The sequence below is a fragment of the Limnohabitans sp. 103DPR2 genome (assembly GCF_001412575.1).
Taxonomy (GTDB): domain Bacteria; phylum Pseudomonadota; class Gammaproteobacteria; order Burkholderiales; family Burkholderiaceae_C; genus Limnohabitans_A.
Map to the genome: position 1 here is coordinate 22,739 of NZ_CP011834.1, position 16,855 is coordinate 39,593.

The window sequence follows — 16,855 nt, forward strand, 5'->3', positions numbered from 1 at the left end:
TGGAGGCCCAACATTCTAGGCTTGCATCATTCATTTAATTGGGGTCAGATCACAATTAAATGGGTCCGAGTGAGGCTATCTCGGTCAAAACAAATGGTGTCAAACAAATGGGGTCAGATCAACATTAAATTAATGTTGATCTGACCCCATTTGATTGATGGGCCAAGGCCCCTGCGCAATTACTTGCTGGCAGGTGCAGGCGCAGCTGGTGCTGGAGCAGGCGCTGCGGGCGCTTCTGCTGGGGCAGCCGCTGCGGGTGCAGGTGCGTGCACAGCTTCAGAACCGTGCTTTTCACCAGTCATGTCGACGCTGTCGCCACCTTTAGAAATGACAAACAATGCGAGGCCAGCGAAGATGGCAAAGCCAACAGCAATTTTCCACATAAGTTTTCTCCAATCAATATCGTTGTTCAGGGTGAGCGCACATTTTTAAATGGGGTCAGATCAACATTAATTTTGTCAATTGAAGTGGGGGAAGTCCCAAGGGGGCTGAACGATTTCTGGTACCCCAGATGAGGAAGCCCCCTTGGGACTTCCCCCACTTCGATTAAAAATTAATGTTGATCTGACCCCATTTAAAAAGCCGCCCCAATTAAAAAGCCCTCCACGGAGGGAGGGCTTGAATGTAGCACCGAGAAGGTCTCGGAAAGCTTACAAATTAGTCGTTGGCGAAGATGTCTACGTCTTTGGTTTCCTTGATGAACAAGCCACCAATCACAACCGTAGCGGCAGCGATCACGATGGGGTACCAGAGACCGTTGTACATGTCACCGGTTTGCGCCACGATCGCGAAAGCAGTTGTAGGCAGCAAACCACCGAACCAACCGTTACCGATGTGGTAAGGCAAAGACATGGAGGTGTAACGAATGCGTGTTGGGAACATCTCTACCAACATGGCAGCGATAGGACCGTACACCATGGTCACCAAAATCACCAAGTAAGTCAGGATCATGATCACTTTGACTTTGTCAAACTTGGCCATGTCTGCCTTAGGTGGGTAACCCGCAGCCTTCAAAGCAGCGCCCAAGTTAGAAGCCAACAGCGTAGAGCCGGCTGTTTTCTCGTTGCTCAAATCTTTGACAGACTTGTTGGCAGCTTCCAAAGCTTTGGCATCTTGAGGTTGTGCCGCTGTGAGTTCAGCCACCTTGGCTTCGGCTTTGGCCTTGGCTTCAGCGATGTCTTCAGGTGTGTACTTCACTTTCACCACAGTCTCGCCCACCTTGATGATGGCGGGTGTACCGGCAGGTGCCACTTCGTTGGCGTAGCTCACTGAAGCGCCAGCCAAACGTTGCTTGGCAATGTCGCAAGAAGATGTGAACTTCTTCGTACCTGTGGGGTTGAACTGGAATGAGCACTCTGCTGGATCAGCAGTCACCACCACTTGTGATTTAGCTTGTGCAGCGGCCAAGTCGGGGTTGGCTGCAGCGGTCAAAGCTTTGAAAACGGGGAAGTAAGTCACGGCGGCCAACAAGCAACCGGCCAAGATGATGGGCTTGCGGCCAATCTTGTCAGACAAGCTACCGAACACCAAGAAGAAAGGTGTGCCGATGATCAGAGAGATCGCCACCATGATGTTGGCTGTGGCGCCGTCCACTTTCAACGCTTGTGTCAAGAAGAACAAAGCGTAGAACTGGCCAGAGTACCAAACCACGGCTTGACCGGCTGTGAGGCCCACCAATGCCAAGATCACGATCTTCAAGTTTTTCCACTCACCGAAAGATTCGGTCAGAGGTGCTTTAGAAGTTTTGCCTTCTGCTTTCATTTTGGCGAAAGCAGGTGACTCGTTCATGCTCAAACGGATGTAAACCGACACGGCCAACAACAGAATCGAGACAATGAACGGAATGCGCCAGCCCCAATCGGCAAAGGCTTCTTCACCGGTGTAAGAACGCACGCCCAAAATCACCATCAAAGACAAGAACAAGCCCAATGTGGCCGTGGTCTGAATCCATGAGGTGTACGCACCACGCTTGCCCATCGGTGCGTGCTCGGCCACGTAAGTGGCAGCACCACCGTACTCACCACCCAAAGCCAAACCTTGCAACAAGCGCAAGCAGATCAGGATGACGGGAGCGGCCACGCCAATGCTGGCGTAGTTAGGCAAGATACCCACGATGAACGTGGACAAGCCCATGATCAAGATGGTCACCAAGAAGGTGTACTTGCGACCGATCATGTCGCCCAAGCGGCCAAAGAAGATGGCGCCGAAAGGACGGACAATGAAACCAGCTGCGAAAGCCAACAACGCGAAAATGAAAGCAGAGCCTTCATCCAAGCCGCTGAAGAACTGTTTCGCAATGATTGCTGCGAGTGAGCCGTACAAGTAAAAGTCGTACCACTCGAAAACGGTGCCGAGTGACGAAGCGAAGATGACCTTCTTTTCTTCGTCTGACATCGGACGTGGATCTGTTGTAGCCATAGTAGCTGCCTCCAAAAAATAGCCTTCGACACGAAGGCTTGGGCGCGATTCTTGGGGGAAGCTCTGACCATCCTCTGACACCAAACCAACGGTGGCTGACAGTTTGGGGTGAAACCCTTTGTTTTTATTTCACATCATGGGATTGGATCGAAATCAAAGGGTAACTACTAGGTCCTATTGACGAAGCAAAAGCAGAACTTGCTTGGCTAGCTACGACAAGCGCATGCGAAGATTGCCACATGGAAACAAGCCATTTGACTGCAGAAGCATTTGCAAAACGTGTCGCGCGACTGCGTTGGTGCTTGTTGTGCCTGTGGGCCAGCGTCACGTTTTGCGTGGCATTTTTTGCACGCGATTTAAACTTTGTGATGTTCGATCGGCCAGTGGGATTTTGGATGGCTGCACAGGGTTCGGTGTTGGTGTTCTTGGCAATCACCTGGGTGTATGCGCTGCTGGTCAATCACTGGGAACGGCAAGTGGCCACGCCCGCTGCCTCAAAGCAAAGCGACTGAAGACTTATTTCTTCTCTGGCGCACGGCGAATGCCTACCGGCAGCTGCGACACATCACGCCACTCTGAACTTTGAAACCACGAGTCGCCCTCGAGGTAAGCGCGCAACATGGGCAATGCATCTTGCCCCCAGAACACTTGCCCATCGACCACCATGCTGGGCACACCAAACAAGCCGAGTGCAATGGCGCTCTCAGTTTGCTGCTGCAACATGCGCTTCACATCGTCAGATTGCGGATCTTTGGCCACACCTTGCAGCGAGGCCTGCGACAGCAAATGCGTTTGCAATGTGGCCAATCGTTCTGCATCTGTGGCTTCCAAACCTTCACACCACACATGTTTGAAAATACTTTCAACGACATAACGATTGGGCTGGCCGTTTGAGGAAGTGGCCACCGCCAAACGCAGAAGTGCCAAAGGATTGAACGGGTGTGACGCAGGCATTTTCAAAACAGTGCCTTGTTGCTTTGCCAACCACATCACTTGGCGATAGGTCCAATCACGCTTGCCTGGCATTTCTGCTGGACCCAATTGACCGTGGTGCTTCAGCAAGGCGCCAAACAACACAGGGTGATAGTGCACGCGGTGGCTGATGCCTTCGAGTGTTTTGGGTAAAGCCTGAAAGGCCAGCCAGGCATAGGGCGAAATGAAATCAAAATAGAAATGAATTTCTTTCACGACGCCATACCTCGCAATTTGTCGGCACAGCGCACTTGAATGTGTTGCCAGACGCCGCGCTGCTGAGCGCTGGGCATTTGGCCCCATGCAGCAATTTCATCGAGGGTGCGCAAGCATCCTTCGCACATGCCCGTCGTGGGATGAACGACACAGATCGACACGCAAGGCGAAGGCACGTGCACCGCGTCTGAATTCAAGACTTGGTCTGCGCGGGTTTGCAATCGGGTCAACTGGCTCATGGTGCTAAGGATAAGGGCTTGCGAAAAACCCTGCTTAGCCTAATCGTTTGTTCAAGATGGCCGTGGCCACACGCGAGCCCGACTTGCGCTGCAAGAAATCACTGATGAAAGCTCCAGCATCGACCAACTTGTCGAGGTCAATGCCCGTGTCGATGCCCATGCCGTGCAGCATGTAGACCACATCTTCGGTGGCCACATTGCCAGTAGCGCCTTTGGCATAAGGACAACCGCCCAAGCCAGCCACCGAGGTATCAAACTGCCAGACACCCAACTCTAAACTGGCCAAGGTGTTGGACAGGGCCTGGCCATACGTGTCATGAAAATGGCCCGACACATCGTTTACATCGTAATGCTGGAGTGTGGCCTCCATGGCCGCTTTCACTTTGAGCGGCGTGCCCACACCAATGGTATCGGCCACACCCACATGTTGCACGCCAATGCTTTTCATCAACTGCGCCAAACGGCCCACCTGCAACGGTGCCACCTCGCCTTCGTAGGGACAACCCACCACGCAGGACATGGCGCCGCGCACATAGATGCCAGCTGCGCGCGCAGCTTCCACCACTGGCGCAAAACGTTGGATGCTTTCTTCAATGCTGCAGTTGATGTTCTTTTGGCTGAAGGCTTCGCTGGCGGCCGCAAACACCACGATCTCATCGGGCTTGCTGTGGACCGCGGCTTGATAGCCCTGCATGTTGGGGGTGAGCACTGAATAGCGCACACCTGCTTGCCGTTGAATGCCGGCCATCACTTCGGCGTTGTCGGCCATTTGGGGCACCCACTTGGGACTGACGAAGCTGGTAACTTCAATTTCTTTCAGCCCCGCTGCTTGCAAGCGATGAACCAATTCAATTTTGACGGTCGCTGGCACTGCTTGCTTTTCGTTTTGCAAGCCATCGCGGGGGCCAACATCGACCAATTTAACGCGTGAAGGAAGTGTCATAGATCTTCTCTGTTAATAGCCACGTACTTTGTCGACGCGGCCTTCAATGGCTTGACCTGCATACACCGCTTTGATCTTGCCAGCGATTTGCGCAATGCTTTCTTCGCGCAGCGTACGCGCTGAGGTGTGAGGGGTGACCGTGATTTGAGGATGCGTCCAGAAAGCGTGAGCTTGCGGCAAGGGCTCTTCGCGAAACACATCCAAGGTGGCACCAGCCATGTGGCCATTGGCCAATGCATCCAACAAATCTTGCTCGACCAAATGGCGACCACGCGCCACATTGATGAGGTACGCGCCTTGTTGCAATTGCATCAAGTGCTCACTGTTCAAGATGTTTTCAGTCTCGGGGGTGAGGGGCAACAAGTTAACCAAGACACGCGTGGCTTTTAAAAATTCAGGCAACTGCGCAGCACCGGAAAAGCTTTTGACGCCTTCAATGTGTTTGGGCGATCGGCTCCAGACATTCACTGGAAACTCAAAGGTCTGCAAAGTTTTGGCTACATGACTGCCCAACACGCCCGCGCCCAAAATGCCCACCGAAAAATCGGCACGCAATGTTGGCTTGCGATAGGACCAACGCTGCGCCTGCGCATCTTTGTCGTAATGGTCAAACTCGCGGAAGTAGCGAATGACAGCATGGCACACGTACTCCGCCATTTGCACTGACATGCCCGCGTCGTTCAAGCGCACGATGTTGAGGCTGGCAGGCATCTTGAGTTTCAACAAGGCATCGACACCGGCGCCAATGTTGAACAAGTTTTGCAACTGCGTTTGTTCATCCAAGAAACTTTGCGGGGGTGACCACACCACGGCATGGTCGGCCAACTTGGGGGCTTCACCCGGCTGAGCCGCTTGCCACTCCCAAATGTCAACGCCCGGCAAGGCCTGACGAAAACCTTCTAGCCACGGCTCTGCTTTGGTGTTGGTGCAGCAAAAAACAATTTTCATGGCAAACGCAAGAGTGATTGGAAAGCTTGAGTTTACGCAAGCTTGAGCAACTCTGCTCCCTCGGCAATTTGATCGCCTGGGGCGTAGAGCAGCTCCGTCACTTCACCGTCCTTGGGCGCCGCAATGGTGTGCTCCATTTTCATGGCCTCCATCACCGCCAATGTTTGACCGGCCTTCACTTTTTCGCCCGCCTTCACCGCAAAGGAAACCACCTTACCTGGCATGGGCGCGGTTAAGCCACCCTTTTCATCTTGCGCGCCTTCGGCATGGGCCAAGGGGTTGATGAGGCGAATGCGGGTGGCGCCATGCGCCGTGAACACATGCGCCAACTCGGCAGGCTGCCCGGGCTTGCCCGCTTGCAACACCACTTCACTGGTGACGCGCTGGCCTTGCCACGTGACGTTCAATGCATTGGACGCGTGATGACCCGCAGACTGAACGGCCGTGAAAGAAAATTCATCGTGCGCACCTTTGGCACCAGGGCCTGCCGCATCACCCCAAGTCAATTGCATCTGGCCATCGTGGCCATACAGCAACCAAGCTGTGTGGGTTTCGCCTGCAAATTCCAAGGGGAAGCGACGGCTGGTTTCGGCATGACTTTGCCACGCATCGCTTTTGCTGAACGGATCATGGCCTTGCTTTGACTGTTCTTGATGCAAGGTGTGCGCCACCACAGCGGCGGCAGCCACGTTCATGCCCACGCGTTCTTGGTTGAACAACACGTCCGCTTCGCGGGGAATGAGCGCAGTGTCCAAACGCGCTTCTGCAAACGATGGGCTGTGCACCACATGACGCAGAAATTGCACATTGCTTGACAAGCCCACCACTTGGGTTTGCGCCAATGCTTGATCGAGCAAAGCCAAAGCTTGCTCGCGCGTGTCGCCATGCACAATGAGCTTGGCCACCATCGAGTCGTAATACGGACTGATGGTGTCGCCTTGACGCACGCCATCGTCGAAACGCACGGTGCCGCGTTCAAAGGCGGTGTGTGCTGGTTTTTTGTAAACCTGCAAATGACCGGTGGCAGGCAAGAAATTGTTGTCGGGGTTTTCAGCGCAAATGCGTGCCTCAATGGCATGACCGATCAGTTTGATTTGATCTTGCTTCAATGGCAAGGGCTCGCCACTGGCCACGCGCAACTGCCACTCCACCAAATCCAAACCTGTCACGGCTTCGGTCACAGGATGCTCCACTTGCAAGCGGGTGTTCATCTCCATGAAGAAGAAGTTCATGTCGACTTGGCCCGTGCTCGGGTTGTCGCGTTGTTCCACGATGAATTCAACGGTACCTGCGCCCACATAGTTCACAGCGCGTGCCGCAGCCACAGCCGCTTCGCCCATCTGCTTGCGCAGTGCTTCGCTCATGCCAGGTGCAGGCGCTTCTTCCAGCACTTTTTGGTGGCGACGCTGCACAGAACAATCGCGCTCCATCAGGTAAACACAGTTGCCTTGCGTGTCGCCAAACACTTGAATTTCGATGTGACGTGGGCGCTGTACATACTTTTCAATCAACACCGCTTGATCGCCAAAACTGTTTTGCGCTTCGCGTTGGCATGAGGCCAAAGCCTCGGCAAAGTCTTCTGATTTTTCAACAGCGCGCATGCCTTTGCCACCACCGCCTGCACTGGCTTTGATCAAGACAGGGTAGCCAATGCGATCGGCTTCGCGCTTGAGTAACTCGGGGTTTTGATCGGCACCGTGATAACCGGGCACCAAAGGCACACCGGCTTTTTCCATCAGTTGTTTGGACTCGGCTTTCAGGCCCATGGCTTGGATGGCGGATGCAGGGGGGCCAATGAAGACCAATCCCGCTTTGGCGCAGGCTTCCGCAAAGGCTTCGTTCTCGCTCAAGAAACCGTAGCCGGGGTGAATGGCTTGGGCGCCCGTGGCCTTGGCGGCTTCAATGATGGCCTCCCAACGCAAGTAGCTGTTTTTGGGTGCGGCGCCGCCCACATGAATGGCTTCGTCACATGCCGCCACGTGTTTGGCATTGGCGTCTGCATCTGAATACACCGCCACGGTTTGAATGCCCATGCGTTGGGCTGTGGCTGCCACACGGCATGCAATTTCGCCGCGATTGGCAATGAGGATTTTTTTGAACATGGTAAGCCTGCTGTCTGATCTTTGAATTCTTAAAATGTGTGCAGTGCCTTGGCACTTTAGGTCTGCGTCCAACTTGCAGGACGTTTTTGCAAGAACGACGCCAAACCCTCTTTGCCCTCATCGCTGGCTCGGATGTCGGCAATGCGTCTGGCTGTTTCTGCGCGCAGTGTTTCGTCAATCACGCGATCGGTCACGTCTTGCACCAAGCGCTTGCAGGCGCGCAATGCCTGCGGGCCATTGCCGCACAAGGTGTTGACGATCTCGGCCACTTTGGCGTCCAATGATTCGGGCGTGCAAAGCTCGTGCACCATGCCCATGGCGTGTGCTTGTGTGGCAGAAAATCTTTCGGCCGTCACCATGTAGCGCTTGGCTGCTTGCGCGCCCATGGCACGCACCACATACGGACTGATGGTGCCTGGCAACAGACCCAAGCGCGCTTCCGACAAACAGAAAGTGACGTTGTCGGCGGCAATCAGCACATCGCACACCGAGGCCAAGCCCATGCCACCTGCGTAGCAATCGCCTTGCAAGCGGCCCACGATGGGCACCGGGCATTGGTCCAAGGTCCACAGCATGTCGGCCAACTTTTGGGCGTCGGCTCGGTTTTCTTCCCAGCTGTAACCCGACATGGCGCGCATCCAATTGAGGTCAGCACCTGCGCAAAAGGCTTTGCCATGCGCACCCAGCACAATGGCGCGCAAATCATTGTCTTTGGACAAGGTTTGAAATGCTTCCGTGAGTTCTGCAATGACGTTATCGTTGAAAGCATTGCGCACATCGGGTCGGTTCAGCCACACCTCGGCCACCCACTTGGAAGGGCGTCGGATGTCCAGTGTTTTTTCAGCAGTGCTCATCGGCTCACTTTCTGTTGTTCTTTGGCGTTTAGACGTGTTCAGTAGCGCTTGGCCACTTCGTCGAGCATCACTTCAGTGGCGCCGCCACCAATGCCCAAAATGCGCGAATCGCGCCACAAACGTTCGATGGCCGTTTCGCGGATGTAGCCCATGCCACCATGGAACTGTTGGCAGGTTTGCACCACTTCGTTCACCAGTTCGCCGGTGAGTGCTTTGAGCATGGACACTTCTTGCACAATGTCTTTGTCTTGTGTGACGCTCCACGCGCAGTGGTACATGAACTGTCTAGCGGCGCGGGTTTTGGCATCCAACATGGCCAAGCGTTGACGAATCACTTGCTTGTCCCACAAGGTGCCACCAAACGCAGGGCGTTGGCGCACATAGTCCAAGGTGAGTTCCAACGCACGGGTGCAATGACCAATGGCCATGGCGCCCAAGGCAATGCGCTCGGTCTGGAAATTTTTCATGACCGAATAAAAACCTTTGTTCTCTTCGCCCAACAAGTGATGGTCTGGAATACGCACGTTGTCGAGCACCAGCTCCGCGGTATCAGACGACAACCAACCTGTTTTATTCAACGCGCGACCCACACTGAAACCCGGCGTCCCTTTTTCTACGATGAACATCGACATGGCATGTCGCGCGTCGCCCGTTTTGGCGGCGATGAAATACAAATCGGCATGAACACCGTTGGTGATGAACATCTTGGTGCCGTTCAGCACCCAGTGATCGCCATCGCGTTTGGCCGTGGTGCGAATGCCTGCTACGTCAGAGCCTGCGCCGGGTTCGGACACACCCACTGCCGTGATGCACTCGCCCGACGTAATGCGCGGCATGTACTTGGCTTTTTGCGCCGCAGTGCCTGCGTGGTGCAAGTGGGGACTGGCCATGTCGGTGTGCACCAACACGGTAATGATGAAGCCCGCAAACGTAGACTGCGACAAGGCTTCGGCAAACACCAAGTTGGCCATGGCGTCGGCACCGCCGCCGCCCAGCTCGGGGTCGTACATCAAGCCGAGCAAGCCTGCATCACCCATCTTGCGCAGCACTTCACGCGGCACCTTGCCGTCGTCCTCCCATGCTTGCGCAAAAGGCTCGACTTCGCGCGCAATGAACTTGGCCACTTGATCGCGCAGCAAGGTGTGCTCGGGCGTGGTGTAAATGTTGTCAAAGGTGTAGGTCATGCTGTGCTTTCTTGATACTGTGTTTTCAAAACATCACATGCGGAAAATGCCGAACTTCGTGTCTTCAATAGGGGCGTTCAAGGATGCCGACAAACCGAGTGCCAGCACACGGCGTGTGTCGGCCGGATCAATCACGCCGTCGTCCCACAAACGCGCGCTGGCGTAATAAGGGTGCGACTGATGACCGAATTGGTCCAAGATGGGTTGCTTGAATGCCGCTTCTTCTTCGGCACTCCAAGCACCGCCACGCGCTTCAATGCCATCGCGCTTCACGGTGGCCAACACGCCGGCGGCTTGCTCGCCGCCCATCACGCAAATGCGGGCGTTGGGCCACATCCACAAGAAGCGGGGACCAAAAGCGCGGCCACACATGCCGTAGTTGCCCGCGCCAAAGCTGCCGCCAATGATGATGGTGAACTTGGGCACCTTGGCGGTGGCCACGGCGGTGACCATCTTGGCGCCATTGCGCGCAATGCCTTCGCTTTCGTATTTGCGGCCCACCATGAAGCCGGTGATGTTTTGCAAAAACACCAAAGGCACTTTGCGTTGGCAGCAAAGCTCAATGAAGTGCGCGCCTTTGAGTGCTGACTCTGAAAACAAAATGCCGTTGTTGGCAATGATGCCCACGGGCATGCCTTCGATGTGCGCAAAGCCGCACACCAAGGTGGGTCCAAAGCGCGCTTTGAATTCGGCAAACTCGCTGCCGTCCACAATGCGTGCAATGATTTCACGCACATCAAAAGGCTTGCGGCTGTCGGCAGGAATGACGCCGTAGATTTCTTTGCTGTCGTACAAGGGTGCCACGGGTTCGCGCAGTTGCACGTCGATGTTTTTCTTTCGGTTGAGCGACCCCACGGCTTGGCGCGCCAAGGCCAAAGCATGCGCGTCGTTTTGCGCCAAGTGATCGGCCACGCCTGAGAGGCGCGTGTGCACATCGCCGCCGCCCAAATCTTCGGCACTGACCACTTCGCCCGTAGCTGCTTTGACCAAGGGTGGGCCCCCCAAAAAGATGGTGCCTTGATTTTTAACAATGATGGTTTCGTCGCTCATGGCGGGCACATACGCACCGCCTGCCGTACAACTGCCCATGACCACCGCAATTTGCGGAATGCCCAAGGCGCTCATGTTGGCTTGGTTGTAGAAGATTCGGCCAAAGTGTTCGCGATCGGGGAAAACATCGTCTTGGTTGGGCAAGTTGGCACCGCCCGAGTCGACCAAGTAAATGCAGGGCAAGTTGTTTTGCTGGGCCACTTCTTGGGCACGCAAATGCTTCTTGACCGTCATGGGATAGTAGGTGCCGCCCTTCACAGTGGCGTCGTTGCAGACAATCATGCAATCCACACCATTGACGCGGCCAATGCCTGCAATCATGCCGGCGCAAGGGGCGTCTTCGGTGCCGTCTTTGCTGAGGTACATGGCGTGTGCGGCCAAGGGGGCAATCTCTAAGAAGGGTGTGCCAGGGTCTAGCAACATTTGCACGCGTTCACGCGGGGGCAGCTTGCCACGGGCCACGTGCTTGGCGCGGGCTTTCTCGCCACCGCCGGCCGCGGACTTTTTGAGTTGTACGCGAAGGTCGTCTACGGCGGCCTGCAAGGCTGCTGCGTTGGCCAAGAAATCCGCTGAGCGGGTGTTGAGCTGAGTTTGAAGCACCGACATGTTTGAAATCTCCTGATGCGCAAGGATAGACCGCACCCACGCCAAGCGGGAAACTCAGAGGTTGCAAATTGCGCCAAAAATGACGCAGAATAGGTCATGCGTCCCAGCCCCGCCAAAAGACCCCCAGTAGCAGCCACGCCCATGGCCTTTGTGCAGGCTATTTTGCGCGCCTATGCCGCTCAAAACAAAAGCCCCTCCAAGGCCCTTGAGTTTGCACAAATTACGCCATCTCAGGCCAAAAAATCTAACGCCCACATCACCGCCCTGCAAATGGAACGCATCTCCAGCTTCGCCATGCACGAGCTCGATGACGAGGTCTTGGGCTGCCTTAGCCGCCAATTGCCATGGGGCACTTACGGCATGCTGGTGCGCGCCTCCCTCACCTCACCCACGTTGGGCGTGGCGCTCAAGCGTTGGTGCCGGCATCACGGCCTGGTGACCGACGACATTAAACTCTCGGTAGAAGAATTGGATGGCAAAGCGCACATTCGCTTAAGAGAGCTCAAGGATTTGGGTGCGCAACGCGAATTTGGCGTGCTGTCCATTCTTCGCAATTTGTATGGCGTGGCCTGCTGGCTGATTGACTCTCGCATCACCCTCGAGCAAGTGCAGTTTGCATTCGAAGCGCCAGCACACCAAGCGGTGTACCCCTTGATGTTTCAAGGGCCCGTACAGTTTGGCCACACTGAAGCCTCTGCGAGTGACCACGCGGTGTCCGAGTTGGTGATGAACGCCAGCTACTTGGAACTGCCGCTTCGCCGGGATGAAGCCGCCTTGCAGCGCATGTTGGAAACCGCGCTAACGCTGACGGTCTTGCAATACCGCAAAGACCGCCTGCTGCTAACGCAAGTCAAACAAGCTTTGGCCATGCACCCACAAGACACGCACAGCGCAGAAGACTTGGCGCCGCTGTTGAATTTGTCGCCGCGCAGCCTGCACCGTCAGCTGAAGGAAGAAGGCACCAGCCTGCAAGTCTTGAAAGATGAAGTGCGACGCGAACGCGCCATTGAATTGCTACAAAGAACTCGCAAGCCTGTGAAGCAGGTGGCCGAGAGCGCCGGCTTTCAAAATGAAAAAAGCTTTATCCGCGCGTTCAAGCGGTGGACCGGTCAAACACCTGCTGCTTTTCGGGATGCGCGCCACAGGTCTGGCAAAGTGCCCATGTGAGGGAACAGCTGGGTGGCGCCCGCTTCCAACAGAACGGGCGCCAGCGCCTCATCGGCACAGAGCGCCCACACGGTAGCGCCTGCCGCCACACCGGCTTCAATGCCTGCGGTGCTGTCTTCAATCACCAAGCAATGTTTCGGATCGCATTCCAAATGGGCCGCTGCTGCCAAGTAAACATCGGGCGCTGGCTTGGTTCGCGCCATTTCATGGCCGCTGAAAATACGGCCTTCAAAATGCGGCATCAAGTCAACATGCGTCAATTGCATTTCAACTTTGAAGCGGTCTGCGCCTGAAGCGCAGGCAATGGCGCCTTGCGTCAATTCGTAGGCAGCCGACACCGCATCGTGCGCACCCGGCATCACTTGCAGACCGGCTTGAAGCGCATCGTTGCGGCGCAGCCTGAAAGCGTGCAGCCATTCCTCGGTCAGCGGCAAACCTGTTCGGGCTTCAATTTCTGCCTTGTGATCTTTAACGGCTTTGCCAACAAAGTAACGAAAACATTCTTCGGGCGACATCACCCAGCCTCGCTCTTCCAGCATGTCACGCAACACGGCGTTGGTGATGGGCTCGCTGTCGACCAGCACGCCATCGCAATCAAAGAGTACGGCTTGAAAATTCATGCGCCGATGTTAACCGCTTCAACGCAGTTCAAATGGCTTCGAGGTAAAGCCACTGCCCTTGTTCGCACACAAAACGGCTGCGTTCATGCAGGCGATGCGCTTTGCCAGTCACGCGCACGCGCGCCACAAACTCGACTTCAGCGGTGGCTTGTCCGTCTTGGATGCCTGTGTCGACAAAGTCTTTGATCTCCAGACCGAGCCATTTGGCACCCTCATCAAAGTCCACGCTTTCGGGTCGGTGTGCCGCCTGCCATGTGTGCTGGAGGTAGACCGCGTTTTCCAACACAAAGGCGGTATAGCGTGAGCGCATCAAGTGCAGCGCATCGGGCGGCAACTCGCCTTGCTCAATGAAACGGCCGCAGCAATCTGCATAGGCCACCTCTGAGCCCTTGCGCTTCAAGGCGGTGGGTGCGCCGCCGCAGGGGCACACTTTGGGTGCAGGCAAGGTCAAGCCAAGGCCCTTTGAATGATGATTTTTTGAACGTCGCTGGTGCCTTCGTAAATTTGGCACACACGCACGTCGCGGTAAATTCTTTCAACTGGAAAGTCGCTGACCACGCCATAGCCCCCTAAAGTTTGAATGGCCGCACTGCAGATTTTTTCGGCCGCTTCGCTGGCAAACAACTTGGCCATGGCCGCTTCTTTCAAACACGGCAGGCCTGCATCGCGCAATGACGCAGCGTGCCACATCAGTTGACGTGCAGCTTCCAGTTGCGTGGCGCAATCGGCCAAACGGAAACCCACGGCTTGGTGATTGAAGATGGCCGTTCCAAAACTTTCGCGCTGCTTAGCGTACTCAATGGCCACCTCTAGCGCACTTCGCGCCATGCCAATACTTTGTGCTGCAATGCCAATGCGGCCGCCCTCTAAAGCAGACAAGGCAATCTTGTAGCCTTCGCCTTCTTGGCCAATCAAATTCTCGGCAGGCACTTCGCAGTTTTCAAAATTGATTTGCGCGGTGTCACTGGAATGCTGACCCAACTTGTCTTCCAAGCGCGCCACCTGGTAACCCGGCGTGGCTGTGGGCACAATGAACGCACTCATGCCTTTTTTGCCTGCCCCTTTGTCAGTCACGGCAATGACGATGGCCACATCACCATGCTTGCCGCTGGTGATGAACTGCTTCACGCCATTGATCACATAGGCATCGCCTTTGCGCGTGGCTGTGGTTCGCAAGGCAGAAGCATCCGAGCCCACATGCGGTTCGGTTAAGCAAAACGCACCCAGCAATTCACCTTGCGCCAAACGCGTCAGCCACTTTTGTTGTTGCGCATCGTTGCCGTAGCGCATGAGGATGGCGTTGACGGGGCAGTTGGTGACGCTGATGGTGGTGCTGACGCCACCATCTCCGGCGGCAATTTCTTCCAGCACCAAGGCCAGCGTGAGGTAATCCAAATTGGCACCGCCCAAGGACTCGGGCACACAAATGCCATAAGCACCTAAGGCCGCCAAGCCTTTGTGCGCTTCTTTGGGGAACTCGTGGGTCTTGTCCCAGGTGGCGGCGTTGGGCCACAGTTGTTCTTTGGCAAATGCGCGCACAGCGTCGCGAATCATTTCTTGATCGGGGGTCAACAGCATGGGGTTCTTTCAGGTGTGTTTGCCTACCAAGGCAAGGTGGTTCCGTCGTAATTTAAAAACTGACCTTGAACAGCAGCGCGTTGCTTGGCGCCGCTGGCCGCTTCAAGCGTGGCACGCATTTGCGTCACACTGTCTTGCACGGTAAGAGGCGCAGCGTCACCGCCCATGTCGGTTTGCACCCAACCCGGACTGAGCGCCAACCAAGTGACATTGGGAAAATCAGAAGGTGCCGTGCGCACCACCATGTTGAGGGCGGCTTTGCTCACCTTGTACAAAGCAGCCCGGCCGCTGTCGGTCAACGCAAGGCTGGCCATGCGGCTGCTGACAAAGGCAAAGGTGCCATCAGCGTCAGCCACCCAAGGCGCTACTTGCGGCAAGGCCTGCATGGCGCCCAACACATTGGCGTGCATGAGGTCATCGAACACTTGTTGTGTGGGCGGTGTTTGCGGCGAGGCGCGTTCCATCACACCCGCCACATACAAAGCCACATCAATTTTTTCGCCATCCAAGCGCCAAGACAGCCCGCTCACACTGGCAGGCTTGGCCACATCGAGTTTGAAAGTTTCTGCGCCCACAGCCTGCAGCTTGGCACAGCCTTCTTCATCGCGCGCTGTGGCCAACACGCGCCAGCCATCGGCGGCATATTGACGCGCAAATTCAAAGCCAATGCCGCGCGAGGCGCCCAAGATCAAAACAGTTTTCATCGCTGGGCTCCTTGCTGAACTTTCGCTTAAACCAATTCCAACGCGACCGCAGTGCCTTCACCGCCACCGATGCACAGTGTGGCCAAACCTTTTTTCAGGCCACGTGCTTTGAGTGCGTGAATGAGCGTCACCATGATGCGCGCACCGGATGCGCCAATCGGGTGACCCAAGGCGCACGCACCACCGTTCACGTTCACCTTCTCGTGTGGCACATTGAGCTCTTTCATGAGGGCCATGGGCACCACAGCAAAGGCTTCGTTCACTTCCCACAAGTCCACATCGCCAACAGTCCAACCGGCTTTGGCCAAGGCTTTTTGCGTGGCACCCACTGGGGCTGTGGCAAACCATTCAGGTTCTTGCGCGTGTGTGGCGTGGCTCACAATGCGTGCCAAAGGTTTGCATCCCAATTTGTCTGCGGTGCTTTGACGCATCATGACCAGTGCTGCAGCGCCATCGTTGATGGAAGAGCTAGAAGCGGCGGTGATGGTGCCGTCTTTTTTGAACGCAGGTTTCAAGCTGGTCACTTTGTCTAGCTTCACTTTGCCGGGACCTTCGTCCACAGACACGGTGGTTTCACCGGCACGTGTTTTGAAGGTGACAGGCGTGATTTCTGCTTGGAATGCACCGGAGGCTGTAGCGGCCTTGGCACGCTCTACGCTGGCAATGGCAAAGGCGTCTTGCTCTGCGCGCGAGAAGTTGTACTTGGCAGCGCAGTCTTCACCAAAGGTGCCCATGGAGCGGCCGGCTTCGTACGCGTCTTCCAAACCATCGAGCATCATGTGGTCGTAAATTTTGTCGTGGCCCATGCGATAACCACCGCGGCCCTTGAGCATCAAGTAGGGTGCGTTGGTCATGCTTTCCATGCCGCCAGCCACCAACACATCGTGCGTACCTGCTACCAACATGTCGTGCGCAAACATGGCGGCGCGCATGCCAGAGCCACACATCTTGGACATGGTGACGGCGCCTGCACTCTTGGGCAGACCGCCTTTGAAGCCTGCTTGACGCGCAGGTGCTTGGCCTTGGCCTGCCATCAGGCAATTGCCAAACAACACTTCAGTCACCAAATCGGCACTGAACTTTGAACCTGCAGCGGCACGTTCTACGGCCGCTTTGATGGCAGCGCCGCCCAAGTCGTGTGCCGCCAAGGACGCAAAGTCACCCTGAAAGCTGCCCATGGGCGTGCGTGCTGCGCTGACGATGACGACGGGGTCATGTGATGGGGTCATTTGAAATTCTCCAGATCGAATGAAA

17 protein-coding genes are annotated in these 16,855 nt (G+C 55.7%); 2 read left to right on the forward strand and 15 right to left on the reverse strand.

Annotated features, from left to right (window positions below; all coding sequences use genetic code 11):
* Window positions 1-179 precede the first annotated feature (179 nt).
* Both L103DPR2_RS00075 and L103DPR2_RS00080 read right to left on the reverse strand, forming a co-directional pair.
* Window positions 180-383 carry a hypothetical protein gene (locus L103DPR2_RS00075; RefSeq protein ID WP_055359192.1) on the reverse strand — a complete coding sequence of 68 codons (204 nt, stop codon included), beginning with the start codon at window positions 381-383 and terminating at the stop codon, window positions 180-182.
* A gap of 274 nt (window positions 384-657) precedes the next feature.
* Window positions 658-2,418, reverse strand: coding sequence for an MFS transporter (locus L103DPR2_RS00080; RefSeq protein ID WP_055359193.1), 1,761 nt, complete (start codon window positions 2,416-2,418; stop codon window positions 658-660).
* Between the two features lie 239 nt (window positions 2,419-2,657).
* On the opposite strand from L103DPR2_RS00080, the gene L103DPR2_RS00085 reads away from it, so the two are divergent.
* Window positions 2,658-2,930 (forward strand): DUF4212 domain-containing protein, encoded by a 273-nt coding sequence (locus tag L103DPR2_RS00085; RefSeq protein ID WP_055359194.1) that lies wholly within the window; start codon window positions 2,658-2,660, stop codon window positions 2,928-2,930.
* Between the two features lie 4 nt (window positions 2,931-2,934).
* Here L103DPR2_RS00085 and L103DPR2_RS00090 read toward each other — a convergent pair whose 3' ends face one another.
* The 8 genes from L103DPR2_RS00090 to L103DPR2_RS00125 are packed head-to-tail and all read right to left on the reverse strand — an operon-like array spanning window position 2,935 to window position 11,532.
* Window positions 2,935-3,606 carry a 2-hydroxychromene-2-carboxylate isomerase gene (locus L103DPR2_RS00090; protein ID WP_055359195.1) on the reverse strand — a complete coding sequence of 224 codons (672 nt, stop codon included), beginning with the start codon at window positions 3,604-3,606 and terminating at the stop codon, window positions 2,935-2,937.
* Window positions 3,603-3,845, reverse strand: coding sequence for a DUF1289 domain-containing protein (locus tag L103DPR2_RS00095; RefSeq protein WP_082466659.1), 243 nt, complete (start codon window positions 3,843-3,845; stop codon window positions 3,603-3,605). The genes L103DPR2_RS00090 and L103DPR2_RS00095 overlap by 4 nt, the downstream gene beginning before the upstream one ends.
* A 34-nt stretch (window positions 3,846-3,879) precedes the next feature.
* Window positions 3,880-4,788 carry a hydroxymethylglutaryl-CoA lyase gene (locus tag L103DPR2_RS00100; protein WP_055359196.1) on the reverse strand — a complete coding sequence of 303 codons (909 nt, stop codon included), beginning with the start codon at window positions 4,786-4,788 and terminating at the stop codon, window positions 3,880-3,882.
* A 12-nt stretch (window positions 4,789-4,800) separates the two neighbouring features.
* Entirely contained in the window at window positions 4,801-5,736 is a 936-nt protein-coding gene (locus L103DPR2_RS00105; RefSeq protein WP_055359197.1) for a 2-hydroxyacid dehydrogenase, read from the reverse strand.
* A 32-nt stretch (window positions 5,737-5,768) separates the two neighbouring features.
* Entirely contained in the window at window positions 5,769-7,838 is a 2,070-nt protein-coding gene (locus L103DPR2_RS00110; RefSeq protein ID WP_055359198.1) for an acetyl/propionyl/methylcrotonyl-CoA carboxylase subunit alpha, read from the reverse strand.
* A gap of 56 nt (window positions 7,839-7,894) precedes the next feature.
* Entirely contained in the window at window positions 7,895-8,692 is a 798-nt protein-coding gene (locus L103DPR2_RS00115) for an enoyl-CoA hydratase/isomerase family protein (RefSeq protein ID WP_055359199.1), read from the reverse strand.
* A gap of 38 nt (window positions 8,693-8,730) precedes the next feature.
* A complete protein-coding gene (locus L103DPR2_RS00120) occupies window positions 8,731-9,876 on the reverse strand; it encodes an acyl-CoA dehydrogenase family protein (RefSeq protein ID WP_055359200.1) in 1,146 nt (381 codons plus the stop codon).
* A gap of 33 nt (window positions 9,877-9,909) precedes the next feature.
* Window positions 9,910-11,532 (reverse strand): carboxyl transferase domain-containing protein, encoded by a 1,623-nt coding sequence (locus tag L103DPR2_RS00125; RefSeq protein ID WP_055359201.1) that lies wholly within the window; start codon window positions 11,530-11,532, stop codon window positions 9,910-9,912.
* A gap of 96 nt (window positions 11,533-11,628) precedes the next feature.
* On the opposite strand from L103DPR2_RS00125, the gene L103DPR2_RS00130 reads away from it, so the two are divergent.
* Entirely contained in the window at window positions 11,629-12,699 is a 1,071-nt protein-coding gene (locus tag L103DPR2_RS00130) for an AraC family transcriptional regulator (protein WP_055359202.1), read from the forward strand.
* On the opposite strand, the gene L103DPR2_RS00135 is transcribed toward L103DPR2_RS00130, so the two are convergent.
* Genes L103DPR2_RS00135 through L103DPR2_RS00155 form a run of 5 tightly spaced genes read right to left on the reverse strand, consistent with a single transcriptional unit; the run spans window position 12,642 to window position 16,830 of the window.
* A complete protein-coding gene (locus L103DPR2_RS00135) occupies window positions 12,642-13,319 on the reverse strand; it encodes an HAD family hydrolase (RefSeq protein ID WP_055359203.1) in 678 nt (225 codons plus the stop codon). The two genes, L103DPR2_RS00130 and L103DPR2_RS00135, sit on opposite strands and share 58 nt — an antisense overlap.
* Window positions 13,320-13,347: 28 nt before the next feature.
* Window positions 13,348-13,770, reverse strand: coding sequence for a YchJ family protein (locus tag L103DPR2_RS00140; RefSeq protein WP_055359204.1), 423 nt, complete (start codon window positions 13,768-13,770; stop codon window positions 13,348-13,350).
* On the reverse strand, window positions 13,767-14,897 hold the full coding sequence (locus tag L103DPR2_RS00145) for an acyl-CoA dehydrogenase family protein (RefSeq protein ID WP_055359205.1): 1,131 nt from the start codon (window positions 14,895-14,897) through the stop codon (window positions 13,767-13,769). Before L103DPR2_RS00145 ends, L103DPR2_RS00140 begins: the two co-directional genes overlap by 4 nt.
* Before the next feature lie 23 nt (window positions 14,898-14,920).
* Entirely contained in the window at window positions 14,921-15,601 is a 681-nt protein-coding gene (locus L103DPR2_RS00150) for an SDR family oxidoreductase (RefSeq protein ID WP_055359206.1), read from the reverse strand.
* A gap of 26 nt (window positions 15,602-15,627) precedes the next feature.
* A complete protein-coding gene (locus L103DPR2_RS00155; protein ID WP_055359207.1) occupies window positions 15,628-16,830 on the reverse strand; it encodes an acetyl-CoA C-acyltransferase in 1,203 nt (400 codons plus the stop codon).
* Between the last annotated feature and the right edge of the window lie 25 nt (window positions 16,831-16,855).

What these genes read in the sequence shown, in the direction of transcription:
- L103DPR2_RS00135 (WP_055359203.1), bottom strand. Translation starts at nt 13,319, where the DNA reads ATGAATTTTCAAGCCGTACTCTTTGATTGCGATGGCGTGCTGGTCGAC.
- L103DPR2_RS00125 (WP_055359201.1), bottom strand. Translation starts at nt 11,532, where the DNA reads ATGTCGGTGCTTCAAACTCAGCTCAACACCCGCTCAGCGGATTTCTTG.
- L103DPR2_RS00085 (WP_055359194.1), top strand. Translation starts at nt 2,658, where the DNA reads ATGGAAACAAGCCATTTGACTGCAGAAGCATTTGCAAAACGTGTCGCG.
- L103DPR2_RS00150 (WP_055359206.1), bottom strand. Translation starts at nt 15,601, where the DNA reads ATGAAAACTGTTTTGATCTTGGGCGCCTCGCGCGGCATTGGCTTTGAA.
- L103DPR2_RS00155 (WP_055359207.1), bottom strand. Translation starts at nt 16,830, where the DNA reads ATGACCCCATCACATGACCCCGTCGTCATCGTCAGCGCAGCACGCACG.
- L103DPR2_RS00080 (WP_055359193.1), bottom strand. Translation starts at nt 2,418, where the DNA reads ATGGCTACAACAGATCCACGTCCGATGTCAGACGAAGAAAAGAAGGTC.
- L103DPR2_RS00130 (WP_055359202.1), top strand. Translation starts at nt 11,629, where the DNA reads ATGCGTCCCAGCCCCGCCAAAAGACCCCCAGTAGCAGCCACGCCCATG.
- L103DPR2_RS00075 (WP_055359192.1), bottom strand. Translation starts at nt 383, where the DNA reads ATGTGGAAAATTGCTGTTGGCTTTGCCATCTTCGCTGGCCTCGCATTG.
- L103DPR2_RS00110 (WP_055359198.1), bottom strand. Translation starts at nt 7,838, where the DNA reads ATGTTCAAAAAAATCCTCATTGCCAATCGCGGCGAAATTGCATGCCGT.
- L103DPR2_RS00100 (WP_055359196.1), bottom strand. Translation starts at nt 4,788, where the DNA reads ATGACACTTCCTTCACGCGTTAAATTGGTCGATGTTGGCCCCCGCGAT.
- L103DPR2_RS00115 (WP_055359199.1), bottom strand. Translation starts at nt 8,692, where the DNA reads ATGAGCACTGCTGAAAAAACACTGGACATCCGACGCCCTTCCAAGTGG.
- L103DPR2_RS00145 (WP_055359205.1), bottom strand. Translation starts at nt 14,897, where the DNA reads ATGCTGTTGACCCCCGATCAAGAAATGATTCGCGACGCTGTGCGCGCA.
- L103DPR2_RS00120 (WP_055359200.1), bottom strand. Translation starts at nt 9,876, where the DNA reads ATGACCTACACCTTTGACAACATTTACACCACGCCCGAGCACACCTTG.
- L103DPR2_RS00105 (WP_055359197.1), bottom strand. Translation starts at nt 5,736, where the DNA reads ATGAAAATTGTTTTTTGCTGCACCAACACCAAAGCAGAGCCGTGGCTA.
- L103DPR2_RS00095 (WP_082466659.1), bottom strand. Translation starts at nt 3,845, where the DNA reads ATGAGCCAGTTGACCCGATTGCAAACCCGCGCAGACCAAGTCTTGAAT.